This window comes from Ruegeria sp. HKCCD7255 (assembly GCF_013031565.1).
Classification (GTDB): Bacteria; Pseudomonadota; Alphaproteobacteria; order Rhodobacterales; family Rhodobacteraceae; genus Ruegeria.
In genome coordinates, this window is the sequence record NZ_WQAG01000001.1 from 228,421 (window position 1) to 253,870 (window position 25,450).

General features: G+C 55.8%; 24 protein-coding genes and 1 pseudogene. 20 read left to right on the plus strand and 5 right to left on the minus strand.

Annotated elements, in window-relative coordinates:
* Window positions 1-13 precede the first annotated feature (13 nt).
* Window positions 14-844: a class I SAM-dependent methyltransferase gene (locus GOX45_RS01105; protein ID WP_171097144.1), complete on the minus strand. Its 831-nt coding sequence runs from the start codon at window positions 842-844 to the stop codon at window positions 14-16.
* Between the two features lie 103 nt (window positions 845-947).
* Window positions 948-2,114 (minus strand): phytanoyl-CoA dioxygenase family protein, encoded by a 1,167-nt coding sequence (locus tag GOX45_RS01110; RefSeq protein ID WP_171097146.1) that lies wholly within the window; start codon window positions 2,112-2,114, stop codon window positions 948-950.
* Window positions 2,115-2,407: 293 nt separating this feature from the next.
* Between GOX45_RS01110 and GOX45_RS01115 the strand changes: the two genes are divergently transcribed.
* The 20 genes and pseudogenes from GOX45_RS01115 to GOX45_RS01210 all read left to right on the plus strand — a co-directional run bounded on the left by GOX45_RS01115 (window position 2,408) and on the right by GOX45_RS01210 (window position 22,667).
* On the plus strand, window positions 2,408-2,635 hold the full coding sequence (locus GOX45_RS01115; RefSeq protein ID WP_171097148.1) for a hypothetical protein: 228 nt from the start codon (window positions 2,408-2,410) through the stop codon (window positions 2,633-2,635).
* Window positions 2,636-3,256: 621 nt separating this feature from the next.
* Complete coding sequence (locus GOX45_RS01120; protein ID WP_171097149.1) at window positions 3,257-4,234, plus strand: serine hydrolase; 978 nt, start codon at window positions 3,257-3,259, stop codon at window positions 4,232-4,234.
* Window positions 4,235-4,627: 393 nt separating this feature from the next.
* The gene (locus tag GOX45_RS01125; RefSeq protein WP_171097151.1) at window positions 4,628-4,804 is read left to right on the plus strand and encodes a hypothetical protein; all 177 of its coding nucleotides are present in this window, start codon (window positions 4,628-4,630) and stop codon (window positions 4,802-4,804) included.
* Window positions 4,805-4,863: 59 nt separating this feature from the next.
* A complete protein-coding gene (locus GOX45_RS01130; RefSeq protein WP_371808931.1) occupies window positions 4,864-5,271 on the plus strand; it encodes a VOC family protein in 408 nt (135 codons plus the stop codon).
* Window positions 5,272-5,314: 43 nt separating this feature from the next.
* Window positions 5,315-6,139 (plus strand): TauD/TfdA family dioxygenase, encoded by an 825-nt coding sequence (locus tag GOX45_RS01135; protein WP_171097153.1) that lies wholly within the window; start codon window positions 5,315-5,317, stop codon window positions 6,137-6,139.
* Between the two features lie 213 nt (window positions 6,140-6,352).
* On the plus strand, window positions 6,353-7,354 hold the full coding sequence (locus GOX45_RS01140; RefSeq protein WP_171097155.1) for a Gfo/Idh/MocA family protein: 1,002 nt from the start codon (window positions 6,353-6,355) through the stop codon (window positions 7,352-7,354).
* The gene (locus tag GOX45_RS01145) at window positions 7,354-8,925 is read left to right on the plus strand and encodes an acyl CoA:acetate/3-ketoacid CoA transferase (protein WP_171097157.1); all 1,572 of its coding nucleotides are present in this window, start codon (window positions 7,354-7,356) and stop codon (window positions 8,923-8,925) included. Before GOX45_RS01140 ends, GOX45_RS01145 begins: the two co-directional genes overlap by 1 nt.
* The gene (locus GOX45_RS01150) at window positions 8,922-9,689 is read left to right on the plus strand and encodes an enoyl-CoA hydratase/isomerase family protein (protein WP_171097159.1); all 768 of its coding nucleotides are present in this window, start codon (window positions 8,922-8,924) and stop codon (window positions 9,687-9,689) included. The genes GOX45_RS01145 and GOX45_RS01150 overlap by 4 nt, the downstream gene beginning before the upstream one ends.
* A 4-nt stretch (window positions 9,690-9,693) precedes the next feature.
* Entirely contained in the window at window positions 9,694-11,217 is a 1,524-nt protein-coding gene (locus GOX45_RS01155) for an aldehyde dehydrogenase family protein (RefSeq protein ID WP_171097161.1), read from the plus strand.
* Window positions 11,218-11,273: 56 nt separating this feature from the next.
* Entirely contained in the window at window positions 11,274-12,524 is a 1,251-nt protein-coding gene (locus tag GOX45_RS01160) for an ABC transporter substrate-binding protein (RefSeq protein ID WP_171097164.1), read from the plus strand.
* A gap of 101 nt (window positions 12,525-12,625) precedes the next feature.
* Window positions 12,626-13,519: a carbohydrate ABC transporter permease gene (locus GOX45_RS01165; protein ID WP_171097166.1), complete on the plus strand. Its 894-nt coding sequence runs from the start codon at window positions 12,626-12,628 to the stop codon at window positions 13,517-13,519.
* Complete coding sequence (locus GOX45_RS01170; protein WP_068340098.1) at window positions 13,519-14,400, plus strand: carbohydrate ABC transporter permease; 882 nt, start codon at window positions 13,519-13,521, stop codon at window positions 14,398-14,400. Before GOX45_RS01165 ends, GOX45_RS01170 begins: the two co-directional genes overlap by 1 nt.
* 6 nt (window positions 14,401-14,406) lie before the next feature.
* Window positions 14,407-15,519 (plus strand): ABC transporter ATP-binding protein, encoded by a 1,113-nt coding sequence (locus GOX45_RS01175; protein WP_171097168.1) that lies wholly within the window; start codon window positions 14,407-14,409, stop codon window positions 15,517-15,519.
* On the plus strand, window positions 15,516-17,006 hold the full coding sequence (locus tag GOX45_RS01180; RefSeq protein WP_171097170.1) for a GMC oxidoreductase: 1,491 nt from the start codon (window positions 15,516-15,518) through the stop codon (window positions 17,004-17,006). The genes GOX45_RS01175 and GOX45_RS01180 overlap by 4 nt, the downstream gene beginning before the upstream one ends.
* On the plus strand, window positions 17,003-17,761 hold the full coding sequence (locus GOX45_RS01185; RefSeq protein ID WP_171097171.1) for a 3-ketoacyl-ACP reductase: 759 nt from the start codon (window positions 17,003-17,005) through the stop codon (window positions 17,759-17,761). Before GOX45_RS01180 ends, GOX45_RS01185 begins: the two co-directional genes overlap by 4 nt.
* A 16-nt stretch (window positions 17,762-17,777) precedes the next feature.
* Entirely contained in the window at window positions 17,778-19,364 is a 1,587-nt protein-coding gene (locus GOX45_RS01190; RefSeq protein ID WP_171097173.1) for a GMC family oxidoreductase, read from the plus strand.
* Between the two features lie 2 nt (window positions 19,365-19,366).
* On the plus strand, window positions 19,367-19,675 hold the full coding sequence (locus tag GOX45_RS01195; protein ID WP_171097175.1) for a Dabb family protein: 309 nt from the start codon (window positions 19,367-19,369) through the stop codon (window positions 19,673-19,675).
* 4 nt (window positions 19,676-19,679) lie between these two features.
* The gene (locus GOX45_RS01200) at window positions 19,680-20,849 is read left to right on the plus strand and encodes a dihydrodipicolinate synthase family protein (protein ID WP_371808932.1); all 1,170 of its coding nucleotides are present in this window, start codon (window positions 19,680-19,682) and stop codon (window positions 20,847-20,849) included.
* A gap of 5 nt (window positions 20,850-20,854) precedes the next feature.
* Window positions 20,855-21,862: a LacI family DNA-binding transcriptional regulator gene (locus GOX45_RS01205; protein ID WP_171097177.1), complete on the plus strand. Its 1,008-nt coding sequence runs from the start codon at window positions 20,855-20,857 to the stop codon at window positions 21,860-21,862.
* Window positions 21,863-21,959: 97 nt separating this feature from the next.
* Window positions 21,960-22,667: pseudogene (locus GOX45_RS01210) on the plus strand (IS6 family transposase).
* Between the two features lie 99 nt (window positions 22,668-22,766).
* On the opposite strand, the gene GOX45_RS01215 reads toward GOX45_RS01210, so the two are convergent.
* The 3 genes from GOX45_RS01215 to GOX45_RS01230 all read right to left on the minus strand — a co-directional run bounded on the left by GOX45_RS01215 (window position 22,767) and on the right by GOX45_RS01230 (window position 25,387).
* Window positions 22,767-23,174 carry a universal stress protein gene (locus GOX45_RS01215; RefSeq protein WP_171097179.1) on the minus strand — a complete coding sequence of 136 codons (408 nt, stop codon included), beginning with the start codon at window positions 23,172-23,174 and terminating at the stop codon, window positions 22,767-22,769.
* Window positions 23,175-23,526: 352 nt separating this feature from the next.
* A complete protein-coding gene (locus GOX45_RS01225; protein ID WP_171097184.1) occupies window positions 23,527-24,858 on the minus strand; it encodes a TRAP transporter large permease in 1,332 nt (443 codons plus the stop codon).
* A gap of 13 nt (window positions 24,859-24,871) precedes the next feature.
* The gene (locus tag GOX45_RS01230; RefSeq protein WP_171097186.1) at window positions 24,872-25,387 is read right to left on the minus strand and encodes a TRAP transporter small permease; all 516 of its coding nucleotides are present in this window, start codon (window positions 25,385-25,387) and stop codon (window positions 24,872-24,874) included.
* Window positions 25,388-25,450: the final 63 nt, after the last annotated feature.

Below are 25,450 nucleotides of genomic sequence, written 5' to 3' on the forward strand. Positions count from 1 at the left end.
AACGGGCGCTAGTCTAAACTGGAAGGCGCGCGTGGATTTCAATTGGGGCAATTAATCCACGTTCGATATTTCTGACCATATGTTGAACCTTGAGCGAAGTGTTTTCGCCCATGATGAGATGAAGGCCTAACGGTGGAGGGCCATCTGAACGGCTTTGCGCAGACGCCAGATCGGCAAAGAACTGCTTCGCGAATGCTGTACGGTCGATCCGTTCGCTCACCTCGAAACCAACGGAATTCAAAGCCGTCTCATATGTCTCCGGTGGAGCAAGTGCGCTTTGATCTGAGGACGACGCCCATGGCGCCGGATAGTCCATCTGCCCCTCGCCGACTTGCATCACATCGTAAATCGCGAAAATCCCCCCTGGTTTCAGCACTCTCTTTGCCTCGCGGGCGATACCAACTTTGTCCGCGATGTTCATACCCACGTGGATCATGTAAGCCGCGTCCATTGACTTTGCTTCTAGCGGCAAGTCGAGCACGCTGCCTTCGATGAGGTGAACCCGGTCTGACAAGCCTGTCCATTCAGTGAGTGCGCGTCCGGTCTCCACAAACTCAGCGGTAAGATCGATGCCCGTTACATGCGCCCCGGTGGCTGCCGCGACATAGCGTGCCGGCCCTCCGAGACCGCATCCAAAATCAACAACCCGGCTTTCTGCTGAAAGGTCAAGAGACTTCACAAACGGTTCGGTCGCGAGACGCCCGCCAATGTGAAACTCGTCAACTGGAGCCAAATCGTCGTGGGAAATCGGAGGGGTCAAGTCCAGCCTTGAACAACCATCGGATATCCTCTTGAGCAAATGTCCAGAATGGTAGTGGTGTGCGACTTCATTGGGATTGGTCATTTGGCTGCCTCCCTAATCGATCGCCATAGAGTACAGGTATTGATCCCGATTGTCAGCTTCGTCCGCAAAGAAGACACCCATCGGACGCTCAATAGGCCAGCAGCTAGGCCTGACGCCGCGCGTTCATTGCGGCCACCTCGGTCTGCCATTCCTTCAATGATCTTCCTCCCTCTAATGCCGCCGCCATCATTTCGGCTTGGCTGAGTGGGATTAGACCATCCACCGGAGGATCGCGATCAAGGTTTGTTGGAAAGGCATAGCCCTCGGCGGAGGCTGCGATCACATTGGCAACCATCCGCCCCGACATGCTCTGCAACACCGGGTAGAGCGCCAGGGACATGGCTGAGCGATCCACGCTTTCGATCGACCGCCCAAATGCTGAACCGACCTGCAATAGGTTCGCCATCCGCTGAATATCGGTTGACCGGTTCGTCCCCGCGCCGTGCATCACGGCTGGGTTGAAAAATACGACGTCGCCTTTCTCAAGCGGCACCTGCACATGATGCTCCGCGAAATAAGCCTGAAACTCAGGTCGATGAAACGCCACATAACCCGCCTGATAACGCTGCGAATAGGGGAGCAACATCGTTGGCCCGCTTTCCAGTGGCATATCGCAATGGGCAATTGCCCCCTGCAGCGTCAAACAGGGTGACATCCTGTGGGCCTGCACCGGATAAGTCGCCAATTGCTCGGGGTTCATGAAGCCCAGATGATAATCACGATGCGCTGTCTGCGCCGCTCCACCCGGGTTCACCCGATTGACTTGCGCCGTCAGCTGATACCCGCGCCCCAACCATGCACGCGAAGCCAAAGCAATTGCGTCACTCGAATAGTAGGCGGCAAAATTCTCGGGCGCCGCCCGGCAATGCTTTTCCGCCGCATTCCATACTCGATCATTTGCGCCCGGCTTGGCAAAGTGATCCCCACCGCCCGAGCCTGTGGCGCTTTCTGTTTCGATGATCTGTTCGAAAATCGCTGTTGCTGCGTCCACGACGGACAGGTCTTCCATCCCGCCCTTGATCACGATTATGCCCGGACCCTGATCGAAGACAGCGTTCCATTCCGCCATCAAGTTCAGCGGCGCCTCTGCCTCGGTGCGCACCTTGGCCCCGTCATAGACCGGAATGTTCGACATGACGTCCACGGCGAAGGGCCAATCTGCACGTTGCGTCTCGACCTCAATTTCGGCCCGAAACGCGGCCAAATCGCCTACGCTCTCATCCAGCCAAACCGCAAGCCGTCGCGCAGCTTTCATGTTTTTGACGTCCATCCCGATCCTCCCAAATCGCTCGGAAGAGGAACGATGACACGTGATGCTAAGAGGCTCAACCATTTATCCGGATATGCCCGCCAAGCTCGCGTAGCTGTTGTGGCGCAGTAAGCGAGCAATGATCAGGAGGAACGAAGGGCAGCAAAGTCCGCTTTGGTGAGTTCGGCATGTCGTCGACTTTGCCGGCGCGGCGAATGTCCGTTAAGCGGGCTGCGACTGCGAAACACCAAAATGCGACGAACGGCAGGTATGGGCCGCGGCTTTTTGGGGCGCCTCTAAGTTGTGCCGCCGACATGGTCGAGCAACAGCCGGGTGAGAGAGACGCGGCGGCTGGTGTCAAGCCAGACGGCGTAGGTGCCGAGGTCCGGGATCGACCAGTCTGGGATGAGTTCAACGAGCGTGCTTTCACAATCAAACAAAAGAAACGTGCGTTAGAACGGCTGTGCTTTGCCGGAATGACTGTGGTAACCTTTAAGGGACGTGCGGGTTTCAGACGTCAGATGTGCGCCTCCGGCGGTTAGTTAGAGCTCTCTGAATTGTTGAAGTTCTTCGCGCATTGTCGGCCATTCGAAAAATTGACGCGCTGGAGTTTTCTGCCATTGCCATAGCCGGAGGAAACCGCTTGGAAGGACTTTTGTGACTCGCAGATGACACAAAAACGCTTACCCGGAATGCCGTTACTTGCAGTACTGGGGCGGGTTGCGTCCTTGGCAAGGTAGCAAGGGTTCCTGACTTCGCCTCGGCGTAGTTTCTTGATGTAAATCGCTCGTGCCCTTTCCAATACGATTGGTGCGATTTGCCCCTCAGCCGTACCGACGTACTTTTGTAGCCACGCTGGAACTTCTTGCGTTATCGCATTGGCGCGGTCTGGTAGGGCGCCCACTGACATGGCGATTGTTATGACCGAGAATGCGAGACGGAGTGAATTCGTTGGCAACTGGAGATTCTCTGCCAGAATGCCCTCGGGGTCAGTCTAACATAATTCGCAATCGCAAGGATGCTGGTCAATTGTACCAACGAAGCCTCCTATTGCCTCAAATCCCATTTTTCGGTTGCGGAGGCTTTCTGACATCTTGGACAATAAATCTTGGGATGTTGATTAAGTGTCTGGACAATCCGAGATTTGCTTCCAAATGAAGGCCATGATCACACGTCGAAAGCTCCTGTTGGTTACCGCAGCCACAATTTGTGCTCCGTATGTAGCGCGGGGACGAACGGTGGCGCTGAATGATGCAATCAGCGGTCTTCCGCAGTTGCATTCACTCCAAATTCAACGCGGCGACGATGTCATTTTCGCGCAGGCCCAACAGGGTGCAGGCCTGGATAGGCTGGCCAATATTAAGTCTTGTTCGAAAAGCATCGTGGCTTTGTTGTTGGGTACAGCGATTGACCGGCAGGAAATCCCATCTGTAGAATCCACCTTGCAGGAGGTCGCTCCACGGCTTTTGCCCGCTAATGCGACACCCGGTTCCGAAAGCATTACGATGGAGGATCTGGTGACGCTGCGCGCAGGGCTCGAAAGAACTTCGGGCAGCAACTATGGAGAATGGATCAACTCTCCCAACTGGATCGCAGACGCGTTGACACGACCGATGGTTGCTAAGCCCGGACAGCGGATGCTCTATTCTACTGGATCGACCCATGTGCTTGGCGCAGCATTGACCGTAGCAACCGGACAAAGCCTATTGAGACTGACGCGTGAAAGGCTAGGTGCACCGCTTGGTATCGAGATACCTGCTTGGACAAGGGATCGACAGGGCTACTACTTGGGTGGGAACGAGATGGCGATTACGCCGAGGTCGATGTTGAAGATCGCGGTGTTGCTTCGGGACCGCGGGGCTTTTGCCAACACGCAAATCGTTCCTGAGCGTTGGGTCGTGGCTTCGACCAAGCCACACGGCCGTTCGCCTTTCTCTGGATTAGACTACGGCTATGGCTGGTTTCTGACCCCTTCAGGCTATGCTTTGGCGCGTGGGTACGGAGGCCAAATCATAGCGGCCCATCCTGAGCGAAACCTTGCTGTCGCAATTACTTCTGATCCTACGCGTCCCGCGCGTTCTGGAGGCTATTTTGGAGAATTGGTCAGATTGTTAGATGGTCCGATTTTGAATGCTACCTAGACGATTCATAAACACTGCTTAGGGTTGGTCATGCTTGGCCTGGACGGCGCTGAAACTTCAAAAAGCCTCCGTCTTCCGTGGGGCGGTGGAGCAACTGGAGCGCCGATTAAATATCTCTTTTGAAAGGTGAAAGAGGCGGTGGCCAGCTTTGCTATGTTTCCAAAGTCTTGCTTTTCCGGTCAAGTCATGTCGGTCAAAGATCCCGTTCAGATTTGGCTTGCTTGAGTGGCGCGATCCGTGCGCGGCATTGGGGACATTCCCAATTGGCGCAACTGAGACCGCTTCGAATTTGTCTTTAGAACAACACTCATTCGTTTCAAACGAGTTGGTAGGCGTTTCAAACGAGTTCGTAGACAGCCTAGTTTGGCGGCATTAGCGCTCAATTCAGAGCTCATGAAACTTGGTATTGAAGGTGTGTCTCGAATCGCGAGCTGCCACCGGCACGAGTTGCCTAAAACAACGACGTTGAGCCAACAGACGCTTGATGAATACTACTCTGTTTTCCTGTATTGTTCGGTTGCCAAATTTGGCCAAACGGCTCTTGGTTTTCTCGATCAGTTTCGAAAATGAAGCGAAGAAATACCTCAAGAGTTCGGCTTAGCTAACTGATTAAATAAGGATACAGGCCCGTGACCAGTCTGAAAGCAATCCACCATGCTGCAGTCATTTGTTCGGACTATGAACGGTCCAAGGCGTTTTATTCAGAGACACTTGGTTTGAGGATTGTTGCTGAGAATTTCAGGGGTGAGCGGCAATCTTGGAAGCTGGATTTGGCGTTGCCAGACGGTTCTCAGATTGAACTGTTTTCCTTTCCCAACCCGCCCAAACGCACGTCTCGCCCCGAAGCACGAGGTCTGCGGCATCTTGCATTTGTTGTGGATGATATCGATGCGCTGAAAGACAGTCTGGAACAGAAAGGTGTCCTAGTCGAAGACATCCGTGTCGATGAATATACCGGCCATCGGTTCACTTTCTTCCGCGACCCGGACGATCTTCCTTTGGAGTTGTATGAAGCAAAGGCGATTGCTTTGAAGTGATATGTCTCGTCTTTTAGGCTGAGCGAAGCAGGGAGGAAGGCGCATGGAAGTAAAACCTCTTACCGGTGGTTTGGGTGCGGAAATCTTCGGGGTAGACATCCGGCGTGAAGATCAATTCGACGCAATGAAGTCAGCCTTCGCAGAGTATTCCGTTATCGCACTGAGGGGTCAAAGTGTTAGCCCGCAAGAGCATCTGACCTTTGCGAGAAGGTTCGGCCCAATCAACGTGAACCGATTTTTTAAAGCGGTGGACGGCCACCCAGAGATTGCCATAGTGTTGAAAGAGAAGGTTCAGCAAGAAGCTGTGGGAGAGGGGTGGCATACTGACCACTCTTATGATCAGGAGCCTGCTATGGGCTCGATCCTGCACGCCCTAGAGGTTCCGCCCCAGGGTGGCGACACGTTGTTTGTGTCGATGGCTGCTGCCTACGAAGCTTTGTCGCCCACGATGCGTTGTTTCTTAGATGGTTTGTGGGCGGTGCATTCCTCTCGCCATGTCTTTGGCGCCAGCATCATGGACACAGAAGCCGCAAAAAGCGGCCGTTTGGGTAACGCCGAAGCTGCCACGCAAGACGCTTTGCACCCCGTTGTCATCACGCATCCTCTCAGCGGTAGGCGAGGGTTGTTCGTCAATCCCGTGTTCACGACCGAAATCAAAGGCTTGAGCGCGGATGAGTCTGCTGCGGTGCTGGGTATGATTTACGATCACTGCAAGCAGCCTGAATTCCAATGTCGTCTGCGTTGGCAGGAAGGGGATATCGCCATTTGGGACAACAGAGCGACGTGGCACAAGGCGATCAACGACTACCATGGGTTTCGACGTCTTATGCACAGGGTGACCGTGGAAGGGGTGGCTCTGACGCATTGATGTAAATGGCGCGCGGCGAATTTCCGCGACTCAGTCATAGTGCAGTCACGCTGTGAATCTCTTCGATTCCCTGTGATAGTATTGAATGAGGCATCGAACGTCGCGCTTTTTAGCCATGTTTTCTTGTCTTTAAGGAGCGCTTAGAGTTTTTTCTTGCCAAAATTGGAACGTTCCACTACACATTTTGGAACGTTCCAAATTTGAGGAATTCAGATGAACTGGGCATTTGTCGGAGCGAGCACGATAGCTTCGCAATATATGTTGGACGCGGTGCGTCAGCAGGCAGGCAACGACGTGACCTGGGTCGTCAGCAATTCCCCTGACCGGGTGCAAACATGGGCTGATGAGCACGGAATTCCCAATGCAACCACAGACCTGAACGCGGCGCTGTCTGACGATGGCGTGAAAGCGGTCTACATTTCCTCAACCAATGAGAAACACCACGGTCAGGCAATGGCAGCCATTTCGGCTGGTAAGCATGTACTGTGTGAAAAGCCACTTGGGATGACGCAAGCGGAAGCTATCGAAATGGTGCGTGCGGCTGACACGGCTGGTGTGACATTTGGAACCAATCATCACCTGCGTTGCTCTGGCAGCCATCGCGCAATTCGTGATCTAATTGCCGCCGGGCGCGTCGGAAACGTTCTCTCGCTACGAATCCATCACGCGGTGCATTTGCCCGAGAACTTACAGGGGTGGCGTATCAACTCAGCCGATGCTGGCGGTGGCGTGATCCCTGACATCGTTGTTCATGACGCGGATGTGACGCGTTTCCTGCTGAATGAGGACCCGGTTACTGTTGTCGCGCAAATGGCCAGCTCTGGGATGGGGCAGGGGGTCGAAGACTCCTGCATGTCTGTCTGGACGATGCCCTCGGGCGCAATGGTCATCACACATGAAAGTTTTACGCACCCGTTTGCCGGGTCGGACCTTCAAGTTCACGGAACCAAGGGTTCGATTTTTGCAGATGGCGTCATGACGCAGCGCCCGGTTGGGTCGATCAAACTGGTGACTGAAGCCGGAAGCGAAGAGATCCCGTATTCGGATCATTCGCTCTACGTTCAGGGCGTATCAGAATTTGTCGCCGCGACCACCGGCGAAGGTCGCCCGGCGGCTGACGGGCCCGATGGCGTGAAATCGTTGTCCGTGGCGCTTTGTGTGCGAGAAGCCGCAGCCTCGGGTCGGCGTATCAATGTAGATTATGGTGGTTTCTGATGACCAAACTGGTTTCTGTTTCCGAGGCCGTTTCTCGCATCCCGGACAATGCGGTCGTCTCTGTGTCATCGTCTTCGGCTCTGGGTTGCCCTGATCTTGTTCTAAAGGCGCTTGGAGAGCGGTTTCGCACTGAAGGGCATCCGCGAAACATTACAACGCTGCACCCTATTGCTGCAGGGGATATGTATGGCGTGAAGGGCATGGATTATCTGGCGCAGGATGGACTGCTAAGCCGCGTTCTCGCCGGATCATACCCTTCGGGCCCCTCTAGCCTCGAGATGCCGGAAATCTGGAAGATGATCGTCGAAGATCGAGTGGCCGCTTACAACGTGCCGTCTGGAATTCTGTTCGATATGCATCGCGAAGCCGCAGCGCATCGACCCGGTGTTCTGACGCAGGTTGGGCTTGAGACTTTCGTGGATCCTGTTCGTGAAGGATGCGCGATGAACGCGCGTGGTGCGGCGGCTCCAATTGTTAACCGAAAGGAATTCGACGGTCAGACCTGGTTGCACTTCCCAAACATCAATCCGAACGTGTGCGTTTTGCGCGCAACCACGGCGGATGAGTTTGGCAACCTGACCTATGAACATGAAGGTGCCTATCTGGGCGGATTGGAGCAAGCGATTTGCACACGCAACCACGGTGGACTCGTGATCGCTCAGGTTCAACGTGTGACTGCCGCCGGAAGCTTGCGCCCCCATGACGTGCGCGTGCCGGGGCATCTGGTCGACCTAATCGTTGAAGACCCAGAGCAGATGCAAACGACAGAGACGCCCTATGACCCTGCAATCTCAGGCCAGATTATGCGCCGTTGGGACAGTTTTTCGCTGGCCGAACATGGTGTCGAGAAGGTCATCGCGCGACGGGCTGCCCAAGAACTGCGCAGCGGCATGAGCGCCAATTTGGGCTTTGGCATCAGCGCAATGGTCCCGCGTGTTTTGTTGGAAGAGGGCCATCCTCAGGCGGTGACGTGGGCGATTGAACAGGGGGCTGTCGGTGGTGTCCCGCTAACCGGCTTTGCCTTTGGTTGTGCATCCAACGCGCATGCCTATGTGCCGTCACCGCAGCAATTCATCTATTTCCAGGGCGGCGGGTTCGATATATCGTTCCTCTCGTTCCTCGAGGTAGATGTCGAAGGCAATGTGAACGTCTCCAAACTTGGTAAGAAGCCCTATCTAACTGCAGGATGCGGCGGTTTTGTCGATATCACCGCGCGGGCCAAAAAGATCGTGTTCTCGGGTTGGTTCGAAGCTGGCGCCAAGATTGATCTGGTGGATGATGGCATCCGTGTGAATGCCCCCGGAAAATTCACCAAGATGGTGGACCAGGTCGAACATGTCACATTCTCGGGCCGCCGTGCCCGGGAAACCGGTCAGGATGTGCTCTATGTAACCGAGCGTTGCGTTATTCGCCTGACGGATCAGGGGCTGGTGGCGACGGAAATCACGCCCGGCATTGAGGCGCAGCGCGACATTGTCGAAGCTTCAGGCGGTCGCGTCAAAGTCGCGGCAAATGCGGTTCAGATGCCCAACTCGCTATTCGCAGTTGGCCCGATGGGGATGACACTTTGAGCAATCTGCGCATTCAAATCGAGGGTGCAACCGCCGTCCTGACTTTGGACAACGAGGCCAAGCTCAATGCGCTAACTGTAGATATGCTGCACGCGCTGGAAGCTGGCCTGACAGAAGTCGAGCGTGACGTGTCTATTCGTGCGCTTGTTCTGACCGGCGCAGGTGAAAAAGCGTTCTGTTGTGGGGCCGATATTGGCGCTTGGGGTGATCTGAGCCCCGCCGAATTCGCGCGCCATTGGGTCCGTGATGGACATCGCATCTTTGACCGCCTGGCGCGGATCGGCAAGCCAACAATTGCTGCGATCAACGGTCATGCGTTCGGCGGCGGGCTAGAGCTGGCCAGTTGCTGCGATCTGCGCCTGATGACCCCGCGGTCCACGCTGGCTTTGCCTGAAGCTCGGGTCGGGATTGTACCCGGCTGGTCCGGGACACAGCGGTTGACCCGGCTGATCCCCGAAGCTGCGGTGAAAGAGATGGCACTCTTTGGGCGCCGTATTGGTGCTGACCGCGCAGTCGCCTTGGGCTATGCGACCGAGGTGACCGACGACGTTCTGGCGTGCGCGCTTGAGATCACCACCGAACTTAGCGACCTTTCGCCTCGCGCCACCGAAGTCTCAAAAAACATGATCCATGCAGCGGTCGGTGAAGACACTCATGCCGTGGTCGAAGCCCTTGGTAGCGCAGCGATTGCCGCCTCAGCGGACCGCGAAGAAGGCGTTGCCGCGTTCATGGAAAAACGTAACCCCACATTTTCGGGCCTTTGACAATATGAAAGATATCACCATCAACCCTGCTATCGCGTTCGAGTTTCCGCCGTTGTTCGAAGGTCGGCATCTCATCGATGGTAGGTGGCAGAATAGCGCGTCGGGTGAGACGTTCGAACGGCGCTCGCCCTCGCACGGGCACATCGTCAGCCGTTCGGCCTTGGGTGGCGAGGCTGAAGCCGAGGCCGCGATCCAAGCGGCGCGCAAGATGTTCGACAGCGGTGATTGGAGCCGGGCATCAGGCAAAGAACGGGCCACCGTTTTGCTGAAGGTTGCCGACCTGATTGAGCAGAATGTCGACCGGATCGCACTGATCGAAACGCTGGAAAGCGGTAAGCCGATCAGCCAATCCAAGGGCGAGGTCGGCGGTGCAGCAGACCTTTGGCGTTGTGCGGCCTCATTGGCACGCAGCACACACGGCGATAGCCACAACACTCTTGGCGCAGACATGATGGGTGTCGTGCTGAAGGAACCCATCGGTGTCGTGTCCATCATTACGCCGTGGAACTTCCCCTTCTGGATTCTTAGTCAGAAGCTGCCCTTCGCGCTGGCGGCTGGTTGCACCGTTGTTGTGAAGCCGTCTGAGATGACACCGTCGACGACCCTGATGCTGGGCGAGCTGCTCATTGAGGCCGGATTGCCAGCAGGTGTCTGTAACATGGTGTTGGGCTATGGCGTTCCAGTTGGCAGTTTGATGTCCAGCCACGACAGTGTGGATATGGTCAGCTTTACCGGCTCTACCGCAGTGGGCAAGACGATCAGCGCTGTTGCGTCGGACACGCTCAAGAAAGTTGCGCTGGAGCTCGGGGGCAAGAACCCACAAGTCATTTTCCCGGACGCAGATTTGGACGCAGCCGCCGATGCTGTTGTGTTCGGCGTCTATTTCAACGTCGGCCAGTGCTGCAACTCCTGCAGTCGCATCATTGTACACGAAGACATTGCCGATGAATTCCGCGAACGTGTCATTGCCCTCTCGCGTAAGGTCAAGTTCGGCGATCCTCTGGATCCAACGACGCAAGTTGGCGCGATTGTCACCCCCGAGCATAACTCGAAAATCGACGCATACGTCAAACAGGCGCAGGCGTCGGGTGCCACCATCGCCTTGGGTGGTGCGCCGCTGCAGGTCGAAGGGCTGGGCGATCAGTTCTATCAGCCTACCATTGTTACGAACGTTCAGCCTGAGATGCCGATTGCGCGGGACGAAGTGTTTGGTCCCGTCCTGTCCGTTCTGACGTTCAATACACTGGACGAAGCCGTCGCGCTGACCAATGATAGCGCTTACGGTCTGTCGGCAGGGGTCTGGAGCGAAAACGTTCACACCTGCCTAGAGTTTGCCCGCCGAGCAGAAGCGGGGACGGTCTGGACCAATACCTGGATGGACGGGTTCCCCGAGGTCGCTTTCGGTGGGGTCAAACAATCCGGGCAGGGGCGGGAAATCGGACGATATGGGTTCGAGGAATTCTTCGAAGTGAAATCAGTGGTCATGCGCGTCGGCAACAGCCGGGCGCCATGGGTTCCGCAAGACTAAGACCGGGAACCAGATTGGTCCCGAATGAGAATAACGCATTAAGGGAGGAAACAAGAATGCGTAAATTTTTGAAGACAAAATCGCTGTTTGTGGCAGGTCTACTGTGCACGACCAGCCTTGCGCACGCTGAAGACGTGGAAGTTCTGCACTGGTGGACTTCTGGCGGTGAGGCTGCAGCATTGAACGTTCTCAAGGACGACCTGTCCGGACAAGGCATCGGTTGGACCGACATGCCTGTTGCAGGTGGCGGTGGCGAGCAGGCGATGACCGTTCTGCGCGCACGCGTCACCGCAGGCAACGCACCAACAGCCGTTCAGGCTCTGGGCTTTGACATTCTGGACTGGGCCGATCAGGGCGCGCTGGCCGACCTGAACGAAGTGGCAGCGCAGGAAGGTTGGGATGACGTCGTCCCAGATGCGCTGAAAGCCTTCGCCAAGCATGACGGCAAATGGGTCTCGGCCCCTGTGAACGTGCATTCGACCAACTGGGTCTGGGCTAACAAGGCTGTGCTGGACGACAACGGCATTGCACAGCCCACCAACTGGGACGAATTCGTCGCCGCAGTTGAGGCGTTGAAAGCTGCTGGTGTCACTCCGATCGCGCATGGTGGTCAGGCATGGCAGGACGCGACCGTGTTCGATGCTGTCGCGATGTCGACGCTTGGGCCTGACGGCTACAAAGCGGCCTTCATCGACTTGGACGAGGAAACGCTGGGTGGCGACGCGATGAAAGAAGCGTTCGACCGCATGGCCTTTATCCGTGACAATGTGGATGAGAACTTCTCGGGTCGTGACTGGAACCTGGCGACAGCGATGGTCATCAACGGCGAAGCCGGTTTCCAGATGATGGGTGATTGGGCCAAAGGCGAATTCCTGAACGCGGGCAAAGTGCCGGGCGAAGACTTTTTGTGCTTCCGCTTCCCGGGCACTCAGGATCAGGTCACCTTCAACGCTGACCAGTTCATGATGTTTGATCAGGGCGGTACGGTATCGGCCGAGCAAGCCGCACTTGCCAGTGCGATCCTTTCGCCATCCTTCCAGATTGCCTTTAACAAGGTGAAGGGCTCTGTCCCGGCTCGTACTGATGTGGATGGCAGCGATCTGGATGCGTGTGGTCAGCAGGGCATGAAAGATTTGGCCGCCGCGGCTTCGTCAGGCAACCTTTTCGGCTCGATGGCACACGGACATGCCGCGCCCGCGTCAGTCAAGAACGCAGTCTATGACGTGGTGACCGCCCACTTTAACGGCGAGTACGGCAGCGAAGATGCCGTGACCGAACTGGTTGACGCCGTTTCGATCGCCAAGTGATCCACAAGTGATCCTCCCGATGGGGCGGCGGTCTGGCCGCCCTGTCACCAAACGGGCGCAAAAGCTCCGATCTAACACGACTCGAACGAGGAGGGCGCGCCATGGCTGCTTCAGTCGACGCGGATTTTAAGACACGCCTTCAGAACTGGATACCCAAGCTGGTCCTGTCACCGTCGCTGGCGATGATGCTGGTCTTTGTCTACGGGTTCATTCTGTTTTCGGTCTACCTGTCATTCACCGATAGTCGCATCCTGCCGTCCTTTGGATGGGTCGGATGGGAAAACTATGACAAACTGTGGCGGCTGAGCCATTGGGAAACCTCGTTGATCAACATGGGGATTTTCGCGAGCCTATACATCGTGATCTGCACCTGTATCGGCCTGGGTCTGGCGATCTTCCTTGATCAGAAAATCCGGGGAGAAGGGCTGCTGCGTCCCATCTACCTCTATCCGATGGCTCTGAGCTTCATCGTCACCGGTACAGCCTGGAAGTGGTTCCTTGACCCTGGCATCGGGTTGGAAAACGTGATGCACACATGGGGCTGGACCAGCTTCGAGTTCGATTGGATAAAGAACCGTGATTACGCCATCTACACAGTTGTTCTAGCAGCCGTCTGGCAGACGAGCGGCTTTGTGATGGCAATGTTTCTGGCTGGCCTGCGTGGGATCGACAATGAAATTCTGCGGGCTGCGCAGATGGACGGCGCGTCGAACTGGAACCTCTATCGCCGGATCATTATCCCGCAACTCCGACCAGCCTTCTTGTCGGCCTTCGTGATCCTCAGCCACTTAGCGATCAAGACCTTTGACCTTGTCATCGCCCTGACCGGGGGTGGCCCCGGTCGCGCCACAGAACTACCCGCGACCTTCATGTATTCTTACACGTTCACGCGAAACCAGATGGGGATCGGTGCGGCGTCGGCCACGATCATGCTGATGACCATTGCCGCGATCATGATCCCGTATCTTTACGCCGAATTGCGGGAGAAACGCTGATGTCTCAAGCTACTCAGGATACCGCAATCCGAACGGGCCGCGTTACGCGCACGTTGATCTATCTGGTGCTGCTTCTGTTCGGTCTGTTCTACCTGCTGCCGCTCTATGTCATGCTGGTGAACTCGGTGAAGCCGTTGGAAGAAATCACCGGCGGCGGCATGATGAACCTGCCGCAGGTGTTCACGATTGAGCCTTGGCTGAAGGCGTGGTCTTCGGCGCAGATCGGCGTCGATCCGACAGGGTTGAAGCCCTACTTCTGGAACTCGATCAAGATGGTGGTTCCGGCGGTGATCGTCTCGACCATTCTTGGGGCGTTGAACGGCTATGTGCTGACCAAATGGCGCTTCAAGTACGACACCATCTTATTCGGACTGATGCTGTTCGCCTGCTTCATCCCGTTCCAGATTGTTCTTATCCCGATGGCACGGATGTTGGGCATAATCGGGCTGGCAGGCACCACCTGGGGTCTTGCACTTGTCCACGTTGTCTACGGGATTGGCTTTACCACGCTGTACTTCCGCAACTACTACGCTGTGTTCCCGACCGAGCTGATCCGCGCGGCGCAGATTGATGGCGCAGGTTTCTTCCAGATTTTCTGGCGCATTCTTTTGCCCAGTTCCGGGCCGATCGCGGTGGTTTCGATCATCTGGCAGTTCACCAACATCTGGAATGACTTTCTGTTCGGCGCGTCCTTTGCCGATGCCAACAGCCAACCGATGACGGTGGCACTGAACAATCTGGTGCAGTCATCAACCGGTGTGAAGGAATACAACGTTCATTTTGCAGGCGCCATTCTGGCGGCCATGCCAACTCTGCTCGTCTACATCGTGGCCGGTCGATACTTCGTCCGCGGCCTGATGGCGGGTTCGGTGAAAGGATAAGACCTCATGGGTTTTCTAGACATAGACAACGCGACCAAATCCTACGGGGCGGTCGAGGTTCTGCACAAGGTCGACATCTCGGTGCAGGAAGGAGAGTTCCTGGTTCTGGTCGGCCCCTCGGGCTGTGGCAAATCCACTCTGCTGAACATGATCGCGGGGCTGGAAGAGATCACCAGCGGCGAAATCCGCATCAAGGATCAGGTGATGAACGGGGTGCACCCGTCCAACCGCAACATTGCCATGGTTTTCCAAAGCTATGCTTTGTATCCCAATATGACAGTCGGGCAGAACATCACTTTCGGTCTTGAGATGCATGGTGTGCCCAAGCCTGAACGCGAAAAAGCGATGCAAGAAGTTGCCAAGCTCTTGCAGATCGAGCAGCTGCTGGATCGTAAGCCCGGTCAGTTGTCGGGCGGTCAGCGCCAGCGGGTTGCAATGGGTCGCGCGTTGGTACGGAACCCTGATGTCTTTCTGTTCGATGAACCGCTCTCGAATCTCGATGCCAAGCTTCGCGTCGACATGCGAACCGAGATCAAGAAGCTGCATCAAAATCTCGGGACCACCATCGTCTATGTGACGCATGACCAGATCGAGGCGATGACGCTTTCAAGCCGGATCGCCGTGATGAACGGCGGTTACGTCCAACAGCTGGGTACGCCGCAGGAAATCTATGACACGCCTGCGAATATTTTCGTTGCAACATTCATGGGCTCTCCTGCGATGAACGTGGTACCGGCCAAGGTTACGGTTTTGAATGGCCGCCCTCATGCAGAGGTCGCCGTTCACGACGGATCTATGGCGCAACTTCCGTTCAGCCAAGACAACTTGGCCGCATGGGACGGACGCGAGATCTTGTTGGGAATCCGCCCTGAGACTATCACCGATATGGATGGTGCGGATCGAAAGTCGTCGAACATCGCGCAGATGGCCAACCGTATCGTGGTGACGGAGCCCGCTGGATCTGACACGTTCGTCTCGATGCAATTGGGCGGACGAGATGTGATCGCGCGTATGCGTTCGGATGCCGAAGTGGCACCGGGTCAGGATTTCAACTTTGCAGTGAACATGGAAAAGGCTGTGGCTTTTGATCCCGAAAGCGAGAAGCGGATCCTTCCATGAATCGAGCTGACGTCATAATCATTGGGTCGGGTATCGGGGGGGCAACGCTGGCTGCGGCGTTGGCTCCGTCCGGTCGTCGCATCTTGATCCTTGAACGAGGAAAGCGGTTGCAGCTCTCACCTCAGGATCGAGACCCAAAAGCGATCTTTGCCAAAGGGCACTTTCGCCCCGATGAAACATGGCTGGACGGAGCGGGCAAACCTTTCAACCCCGGAAACTACTACTGCGTTGGTGGAAATTCCAAGTTCTACGGTGCAGCTTTGATACGCTATCGGAAAGAGGATTTTGAGCCGCGTCAGCATATGGGTGGCTACTCGCACGGCTGGCCCATGCCCTATGAACAGCTGGAGGCGGATTACACCACCGCGGAACAGCTTTACGACGCACGTGGGACCACCAAAGAGGACCCCACCGAACCGCCGCACAGTAGGGGTTACCCGCACCCACCTGTGCCGGATGAGGTTGATATTGCAGACCTGAGAAACCGGCTAAGCCACGCAGGCCTGACGCCATCCTCAGTGCCTTTGGGCGTGGATATCGAAACCTGGTTGCGGGCTGGGCAAACAACTTGGGATGCGTTTCCCAATACATGCGGCGGCAAAATGGACGCCGAAACCTGTGCCCTCGCCGAGGCATTGAAGCATGGGAATGTCGAGCTGTTAACTGACGCGCGTGTCCGAAAATTGAAGGCTGATGCCCTTGGTTGTGTCACAAGTGTCGAAGTTGATGGCCACGGTACCCTGCGTGCGCCGCTCATCGTGCTTGCAGCAGGTGCGGTACAGTCCTCGGTACTGTTGCTGCAGTCCGCGAACGACAATTGTCCAACCGGTCTTGCCAATCGGTCCGATCAGGTCGGACGGAACTTCATGAACCACAATTGTTCGGCAGTGCTGGCCCTTCATCCGCTGCGCCGAAACAGGGCGGTCTATCAAAAGACATTGATGTTCAACGACTATTACAACAGCGACGGACACGGTGGCTTACCTTTGGGCAACATTCAGATGTTGGGAAAGATCACTGGGCCGATCCTTGCGTCGCAAACCCATCTACCTGGTCCAATTGCAGCACTGATCGCAAATCGCAGTTTTGATTTCTACGCTATGTCCGAGGATCTGCCGAACCCAGAAAGCCGGGTTACGGTCGAAGGTGACCAGATCAAGCTGGATTGGAAACGCTCGAATTGGGCTGCGCACGAGGCCCTGGTTGCGCGGCTAAAAGCGCATCTGAAGCAGGCCGGGTTTCCTATTGTATTGTCGCGACCATTTGATCGGCGCACTCCGTCGCATCAATGCGGCACAGCGCGGATGGGCAATGACCCGGCAAGCAGTGTCGTCGACACGTTCTGCCGCAGCCACGACCACAAGAACCTGTTCATCGTCGACGCGTCAGTTCTTCCGACATCCGCGGCAGTGAATCCGGCTCTCACTATAGCCGCACTCGCACTCCGGGCAGGTCGTCACATTATTGAAACGGAGTTCGCCGCATGACCGGAACAGCATTGGTGACCGGAGGACAACAGGGCATTGGACTCGGGGTGGCGCGCGCCTTGATCGCCGCGGGGTACAAGGTCGCAATAGCCTCTCGCTCGGCGCCCTACAAACCGGTCGTTGAGGCGGCTTTGGCAGAGCTTGGCCCAAGCGCAATTTATGTGCAGCACGACGTATCCGACATTGATCACGTTCCGGAGCTACTGGATCAGATCGAAGCCAATTTGGGCCCGATCACGGCGTTTATAAACAACGCAGGCGTAGGAGCGCCAGTGCGTGGTGACATGCTGGACCTGAAGCCCGAGAATTGGGATTTCGTGCAGAACATCAACCTGCGTGGCGCGTTTTTTCTGGCGCAAGAGGTGGCCCGGCGCATGTTGGAGCAGCCGCAAGATACCTATCGTTCGATCACCTTTGTCACCTCTGTTAGCGCGACAATGGTATCGATCGAACGCGCCGAGTACTGCGTGTCCAAGGCTGCCGCAGCGATGATGGCTCAGTTGTTCGCAGTACGCTTGGCCGCCGAAGGCATCGGTGTCTTTGAGCTGCGACCGGGCATCATCGCGACCGAGATGACGGCGGGCGTGCGCGACAAGTATACCGACCGTATCGAGGGCGGTCTTGTTCCCGCGGCACGCTGGGGTGAGCCCGAGGATATTGGGTCCGTTGTTGTCCCACTGGTTCAGGGGCACATGCACTTTGCGAACGGCGCCGCCATCCCGGTGGATGGCGGCTTGTCGATTTCACGTCTGTAGGTCAGGGCACACAAGAATGTCTGAAGGATATGATTTCATTGTCATTGGTGGCGGTTCGGCAGGCTCGGTGATCGCTGCGCGTCTTTCCGAAGAACCGTCGGCGCGTGTGCTGTTGCTAGAGGCTGGCTCCACCGACCGTAACCCGCTCTTTCACCTGCCAGCTGGGTTTGCGAAGATGACCAAGGGTATCGGCAGCTGGGGCTGGTCCACGGTTCCGCAAAAGCACATGCAGAACAAGGTGTTCAACTACACCCAGGCCAAAGTGATCGGCGGAGGGTCTGCAATTAACGCGCAAATCTATACGCGGGGTGCAGCTCAGGATTACGATGACTGGAGACAGATGGGGTGCGAGGGGTGGAGTTATGCCGAAGTGCTGCCCTATTTCAAAAAGTCTGAAGACAACGACACCTACGACGACGAATTTCACGGCAAGGGCGGACCGCTGGGCGTGTCCATGCCCGCAGCCCCTTTGCCAATCTGCGATGCCTACATAAAGGCCGCTGGGGAAGTGGGGATTCCTGAAACACGCGATGTGAATGGGGCCAATCAAGATGGAGCGGGGTACTATCAGCTGACCCAGCGCAATGCGCGACGATCCTCTGCTGCGATGGCGTTTATCGCGCCGAACCGCAGCCGACCGAACCTGACCGTGCGCACTGGCGCTCAGGTGCGCCGCATTATGGTGGACAAGGGTAGGGCGACTGGTGTCGAGATGATGAACGGGGACAAGATCTCAGCCGCGAAAGAGGTCATTCTGTCCTCAGGTGCCATCGGTTCGCCGCGCTTGTTGCAACTGTCGGGAATTGGCCCGGCGGATCATTTGGACAGCCTTGGCATCGACGCGGTTTTTCATCAGCCGCAGGTAGGCGCGAATTTGCAAGACCATCTGGATTTGTATTCCATCTGCGAAGTGACCGGCCCGCACACCTACGACCGTTTCGCTAAGCTGCACCTTTCAGCTTTTGCCGGCCTGCAGTACTTTTTCACTCGCAAGGGACCGGTCGCGTCCAGCCTGTTCGAAACTGGTGGGTTCTGGTACGCAGACCCGGATGCGCGTTCGCCGGATCTTCAGATGCATCTGGGGCTTGGTACCGGCATTGAGGCAGGGGTCGAGGCGATGCCCAACGGTGGGGTTACACTGAACGCCTGTTTTCTGCGACCCAGATCACGCGGAACCGTCCGGTTGCAAAGCTCGGACCCCGCGATGATGCCGCTTATAGATCCCAACTATCTGGCGGATCCCTACGACCGCGAGATGTCCATTCGGGGCCTGAAGCTGGTGCAGAACATCCTCGCTCAGGATGCGCTGAAACCGTACATCTTGGCAGAACGTTTGCCGGGCCCGGACGTGCGGACCGAGCAGCAGTATTTCGATTTTATCTGTGTACACTCCAAAACATCACACCACTGCGCTGGTACCTGTCGTATGGGCAGCGATGCCGAAGCCGTTCTGGACCCGCGCCTGCGGTTCAATGGGATCGAAGGGCTTCGCGTCGCGGATGCGTCGATTATGCCGACGGTCAATTCATCGAACACCAACGCACCTACTATCATGATCGGGGAAAAAGCTTCCGACATGATCAAACAAGATCAGGGTTTCTAAAAATGATCCGCCATATCGTACTGACCAAATTCCGCGCCGGCGTGACCGAGGAGACAATCGGAGCCATCTACAAAGGTCTTGAGGACGTGTCCAAGGCCCTTCCCGGGACCAGCGGGTTTACCGGTGGCCGCAGTGAGAGCCCCGAGCAGATCGAACGCGGATACATGCATGGTTTCGTGATCGACTTCGACGATTGGGCCGCGCTGGAGACCTATCAGAACAACGAAACGCACAAGGCGCTGGGCGCGCAACTGGTCGAGAACGCCGTGGGTGGCATCGACGGCATTCTGGTTCTGGATTTGGAGGTTTGAGACAGTGAAATTGATTTTGCCGAATCCTGAGGGGCAGCCGGAACCCTATGCGCTGACCGGAACGCCGTTAGTACCGCGCAAGCCGCAGGTGCCTCTGACGCGCACGGCCTTTGCGGCAGCTCATGTGGTTTCAGACCCGCTGGCGGAACGTAATCCCTGGGATGGGCGTCCCGCAGTTGATTGGGAAGCGACCCTGCGATTTCGTCAGGGACTCTGGGATCAGGGGCTGGGTCTGGCCGAAGCCATGGATACCGCACAACGGGGTATGGGCGTCGATTGGGAGACCGCGCTGGAGCTGATCCAGCGCACAATGAAGGCTGCGCAGGCACATCCGTTGTCGCCTCGGGTGGCTTGTGGGGCAGGGACTGATCACCTGCCTCTAAGCGCGTTGAACACCGCAGGTGAAATCCTGTCAGCCTATGAGCAACAGGCCGAGGCGATCGAAGCCGCCGGAGGGCAATTGATCCTCATGGCGTCACGCGCCTTCCCATCGATCAAGGCAGGTCCGGACACCTACCATGATGTATACCGCGCGCTGATCGATGGGGCTGCGGAGCCCGTTATCCTGCACTGGCTGGGCGATATGTTCGATCCTGCATTGACGGGCTATTGGGGTAGCACGGATATCGACGCGGCCAGCGACTTTGTACTGTCCCTGATTAACGAAAATCCCGCCAAGGTTGATGGGATAAAAATATCCTTGCTGGATCAGGCACACGAAGAATACTTCCGCGCGCGGTTGCCGGACGGCGTGCGCCTCTACACTGGTGACGATTTCAACTACGCTGATCTTATTGCCGGGGATGGAAAGCAATTTTCCCACGCTCTGCTCGGCATTTTCGCTGCTATCGCCCCCGCCGCCAGCCAAGCGCTTGAGGCGTTGGCTATGGGCGACATGGATCGCTACAACGCGCTGTTCGCACCGACTATTCCCCTCAGTCGAGAGATTTTTAAGGCTCCGACGCGGTTCTACAAAGCCGGGATTGCCTATCTGGCATGGCTTAACGGAGCCCAGTCCCATTTCATCATGCCAGGTGGGTTCCAATCCAGCCGTGACATCTGCCACTACGCGCAAGTGTTCAGATTGGCGGATCAGGCCGGTTTACTCTCAGACCCTGAACTGGCTAAAGCACGGATGACCACTCTTCTCAGCTTGCATGGAGTTGAACAATAGCCTGAATGCGAAAACCCACGATCATAGATGTCGCCAACTCGGCGGGCGTTTCCAAGTCGACGGTAAGCCTTGTGTTGCGGGGCAGTACGCAGGTAAAGCCGGAGACACGCAAGCTCGTCCAATCCGCTATGAAAGAGATCGGGTATGTCTATAACCGATCGGCGGCAAATCTGCGATCCACGGGGACGTCGCTAATAGGTTTGGTGATAAACGATCTGACCAACCCGTTTTTCACCGAGTTTGCAACTTCGTTGCAGATGGCGCTGGCGTCCAGAGGCTATGCGGTCGTATTGGCGAACACAAACGAAGACCCCGAACTTCAGGATCAGGTGGTGAGCGCGATGCTTGAGCACGGTGTTTCTGCTTTGATCCTATCGCCTGCTTATGGCGATGTAACAAACACCCTCTCCGCGGTAGAGCGAGCTGACATTCCGTTGATGCAAGTCTTGCGACAGGTTGAAAGCGAAACAGGCAGATTTCCCTTTATCGCACCGGATTACGCAGAGGGTGGGCGCGCGGCAACGCAGTATCTGATCGAAACGGGCGCGCGGAACATAGCCTTCATCGGTGGTCTGGATGGTGCTGAAGTCACTCAGGAAAGACTGTCCGGCTATATTAGTGCAATGAAAGACAACCACTTGCAGCCTATTGTCAAAACGGGGGAGTCCAGCCGATCATTCGGACATAAGGCAACAGTCAGCCTCTTCAAGGAGCAACCGGCGTGTGATGCCGCGGTTTGTTTCAATGATCTTGTTGCTTTTGGGATGATTAATGCCTGCCATGAAGCTCAGGTTAAGATTGGCACAGAGTTTCAGATAGTCGGTTTCGACGACATCAAGGAAGCATCAGAATGCTGGCCAGCTTTGTCTACCGTACACTGCGGCGTCTCTGAATTTGGCGAACAAGTTGCGGACACTGTTTTGCTGTGGTTGCAGGATGGTGCCACGCCAGCACAACACACGCGGACTTCAACGCGCTTGGTATTGAGGGAAACTACGAAAGACACGGTGTAGCAAAAGACTATACCAGCCTTTGTCGGGAGGTCTTGTCAGAATGGTCTTGAGAAGAACTTTGCTTATGCGGGGCAGGGCAGTTGCATAGCATTTACAAATAACCAAACCTGCCTCTTTCAAGTATTTCAAAACCAGCCCCGAGATCATTCGCCTTGCGGTGATGCTGTACATCCGTTTCCCGCTCTCGCTTCGGAATGTCGAAGATCTGTTGCATGCGCGAGGCATCGACGTGAGCCACGAAACTGTCCGATATTGGTGGAACAGGTTTGGCCCGATTTTTGCTGCTGAGATTAGAAGAAAGCGTGTTCAACAGCTGCGCACGTTCTCCAAATGGAAGTGGCACTTGGACGAGGTTTTTGTGAAGGTGAATGGCAAGAGACACTACCTCTGGCGGGCCGTCGATCATGAGGACTAGGTGTTGGAAGCCGTTGTCAGCAAACGCCGAAACAAAGCTGCAGCACTGAAATTCCGAAAGAAATTGATGAAGCGGCACGGTTGTGCCGAAGCGATCGTCAGAGATCGCTTCGCTTCCTACAAGGCTGCGCTCAGAGAAATGGGCGCGCTTGAAAAACAGCAGACGGGCAGGTGGCTCAATAACCGCGTTGAGAACCCGCACCTCCGGTTCCGGCGACGAGAACGCGCGATGCAGTGTTTTAGACGCATGCGAAGTCTACAGAAATTCGCATCCGTCCATTCCTCGGTCTATAACCACTGCAACCAGGAAAAATCGCTAGCCAGTCGAGACACCTTCAAGCTAACCCGCGCCGTTGCTCTTAGCGAGTGGCGTCAGCTTTGTTCCGGATAGGTTCACGGTTTCCGCGGCAAGCTGAGACTGGCTCGAATTTGTCTGACAGCACCCCGACGAGCATTCATTCCTTTCTGTGCCGCAAATCCAACCCTCCGTTTATCGCTGAATTAGCACAGAACACGGCGCACGACGCGCTACACGTGAGGCGGTGGACCCCATGAAGTAGTTGACCGCCGAGGGGTGATGAGCCCCAACGATAATGAGATCAGCGCCGATCTCGGCCGCAATTTCCGCGATGCGCATCCCGGGTTTTCCAGTCGTCACCTTGCACTCGATGTTATCTTCACCGACGGCAAGGTTTTTGAGTTTATTCATTATCTTCGTTGTCAGGTGGTTTTCGGTCTTAACTGTGACGAATTCTGCAGCAAAACCAGGAATTTGTTCGAGCACGGTGAGCAACGTGATCGTCCCCCCTTCCTCGAGCATACTTTGCGCAGTGGCGATCTTGGAGCTTACCATCGCTTCGTGATCAATGGCGACGGGTATGAGAATTGATTTCGGCATAGCTGTTTCTCTCAAAGTCAGGGCTGGACATAGGTCACATTGGTCAAATTATCTGTCACACGGCAGACGCGCCAGCTAGGGCAGTGCGTGGCCTGATCGCTCGGTCGGTTGCAGCAAACATCGGGGCGACTTTGCTATCGGTTAGGACTAAGTTTTCCGATGGGCTTGCGAGCATTTCGACGTCAGCGCGCCCAAAGAGGATGCGCTTGGCCGCGCATTCAAGCTCTTTGGTATAGCCGCCGCCTTCAACTACATAGAGGGTCCTCTGGACGATTTCGTTGACGTAGGTTGCGACACTATGAGCGAACAGTATGGTCCTACTGAGAAAGTCGCGCGTCACCTAGCTGTTGTCCTATTGGTAGACGTCGGGAAGCAGTGAAGTCGAGAACGCGGGGATGTATGCGATCATCAGCGTAACGATTAGCATGAAGAAGACAAACGGGATGGCGCGATAGGCGATCTTTAGGATCGACTCGCCGGTTATACCGGATACCACGAAGAGGTTTAGCCCAAGCGGAGGTGTGATAAACCCAACACCAAGCGCTGTGATCATCATAATGCAAAACTGGATATCGTTCATCTCGATCTCTTGCGCTAGCGGGAAGAGGATCGGTGCGAGGATCACGATATTCGGCGTCGTCTCCATCACGCAGCCGGCGGCTACGAGGATCAGAACCATGATGCCGATGAGTAAGTACTCATTAGAGGTCATAGACGTCAGAGCGCCAACAAAACCTTGCGGTACTCCGATAATAGCAAGAGCTTCAGCCAGTGGGATCGAGAACGCGATGATCGGCAAGATCACACCGTTGACCTTGGCGGAACTGACAAGCATCGCGGGAAAGTCCGAGAACTTGAGCGTTCCAATAATGAAGCCAATCACAATTGTGGTGACCACCGCGACAGCGCCCGCTTCCGTAGGGGTTAGGCGACCCGAGAATATACCGAAAAAGATGATGCCGGGAACGAGAAAGGCGTACCAGCCTGATTTCACGGTCTTCCACAGATTTGCGCGCCATTCAGCGGCCGTCATAATGCCCCCGCCTTCCCACAAATTGAGACGATTCATCACGATGTTTGTCACGAGAATCGATAGAAGGATCAGTAGGCCTGGGATGACCGCCGCCAAGAAGAGCGTCGAAACTGCGATACCGAGGACGAGGCCAATAATAATATATGCAATCGAAGGCGGGATCAGAATGCCAGTACATGCCCCGGCCGCGACGAGTGCGCAAGCATAAGCGCGCGGATAGCCAGATTCCACCAGCCGATCGATTGTCATCCTGCCTACGGCCGCAGCACCTGCGGCGTCAGAGCCCGAAATCGCGGCAAACATGCCACAAACGAGCACCGTGGCAGAGCCAAAGCCACCCTTGGCCCAGCATGTTAGAGCCTCTGCCACATCGAGAAACTTTCGACTGAGCCCAGTGCGAACAAGTACGTCACCTGTAAGGATAAATAGTGGCACAGCGGTCAGCGCAAACGCATCTATGCCCGAGAAAAGCTTTTCGCCCATCAAACTTAGTGGCAACGCACCTGACCAAACGAGCATCAAGATCGTTGCAGCGCCAATAGCAGCCCAGACCGGCACGGCCATTGCTACCAGGAAGATAAATAGGAGGACCGGGCCGTAGAAGTCCCATCCAAGGATCAGTTCAACTTGTTGGGGTGTTCCAAATAGCATCGCTTTGTCTCACTCAATCAAACAGCTTGTCGCCTTCGTAAACGGGACGCCCGTTTCGAAGGTCTGAAACATCGCGTAGGAAGCTTTGCACCAACCGTAAGATCACCAACGCAAAACCAAAGGGCACAGCCATGAGGAACCACACCTGGGAAATCCGCAAGCCATGTGTCACCGAGCCAAACTTCCAAGAAACGTGAACGGTTTCAAAGGACCAGTAGATGGCCACCAAAGCCACGATGAACATGACGATGTCACCAAAAATGTAGAGCAGCGTTTTCATTGTGCCGGGAACGTAGTGCATCAGGACGTCTATACGGATGTGTCCGCGTTCTTTGACCGCCGCAGCCGCCCCAATCCATGCAAGGTAGATGAATGAATAGCGAACCATCTCTTCACCCCAGATTGAGGAATAGGAAAACACCTCACGCCGGACAACTTCGATGAACATGGTTCCCACGAGCATCACGTAGAATACCAATAGCATCCATCGTTCGCCGTTCTTGTCTATAGCTTTGTAGATGTCTGACATGCGACTCTCCTACCTCGACGCGCGCTTGCGTGATGTCTGGAAACACCGCGGTCGGTCTGTTTG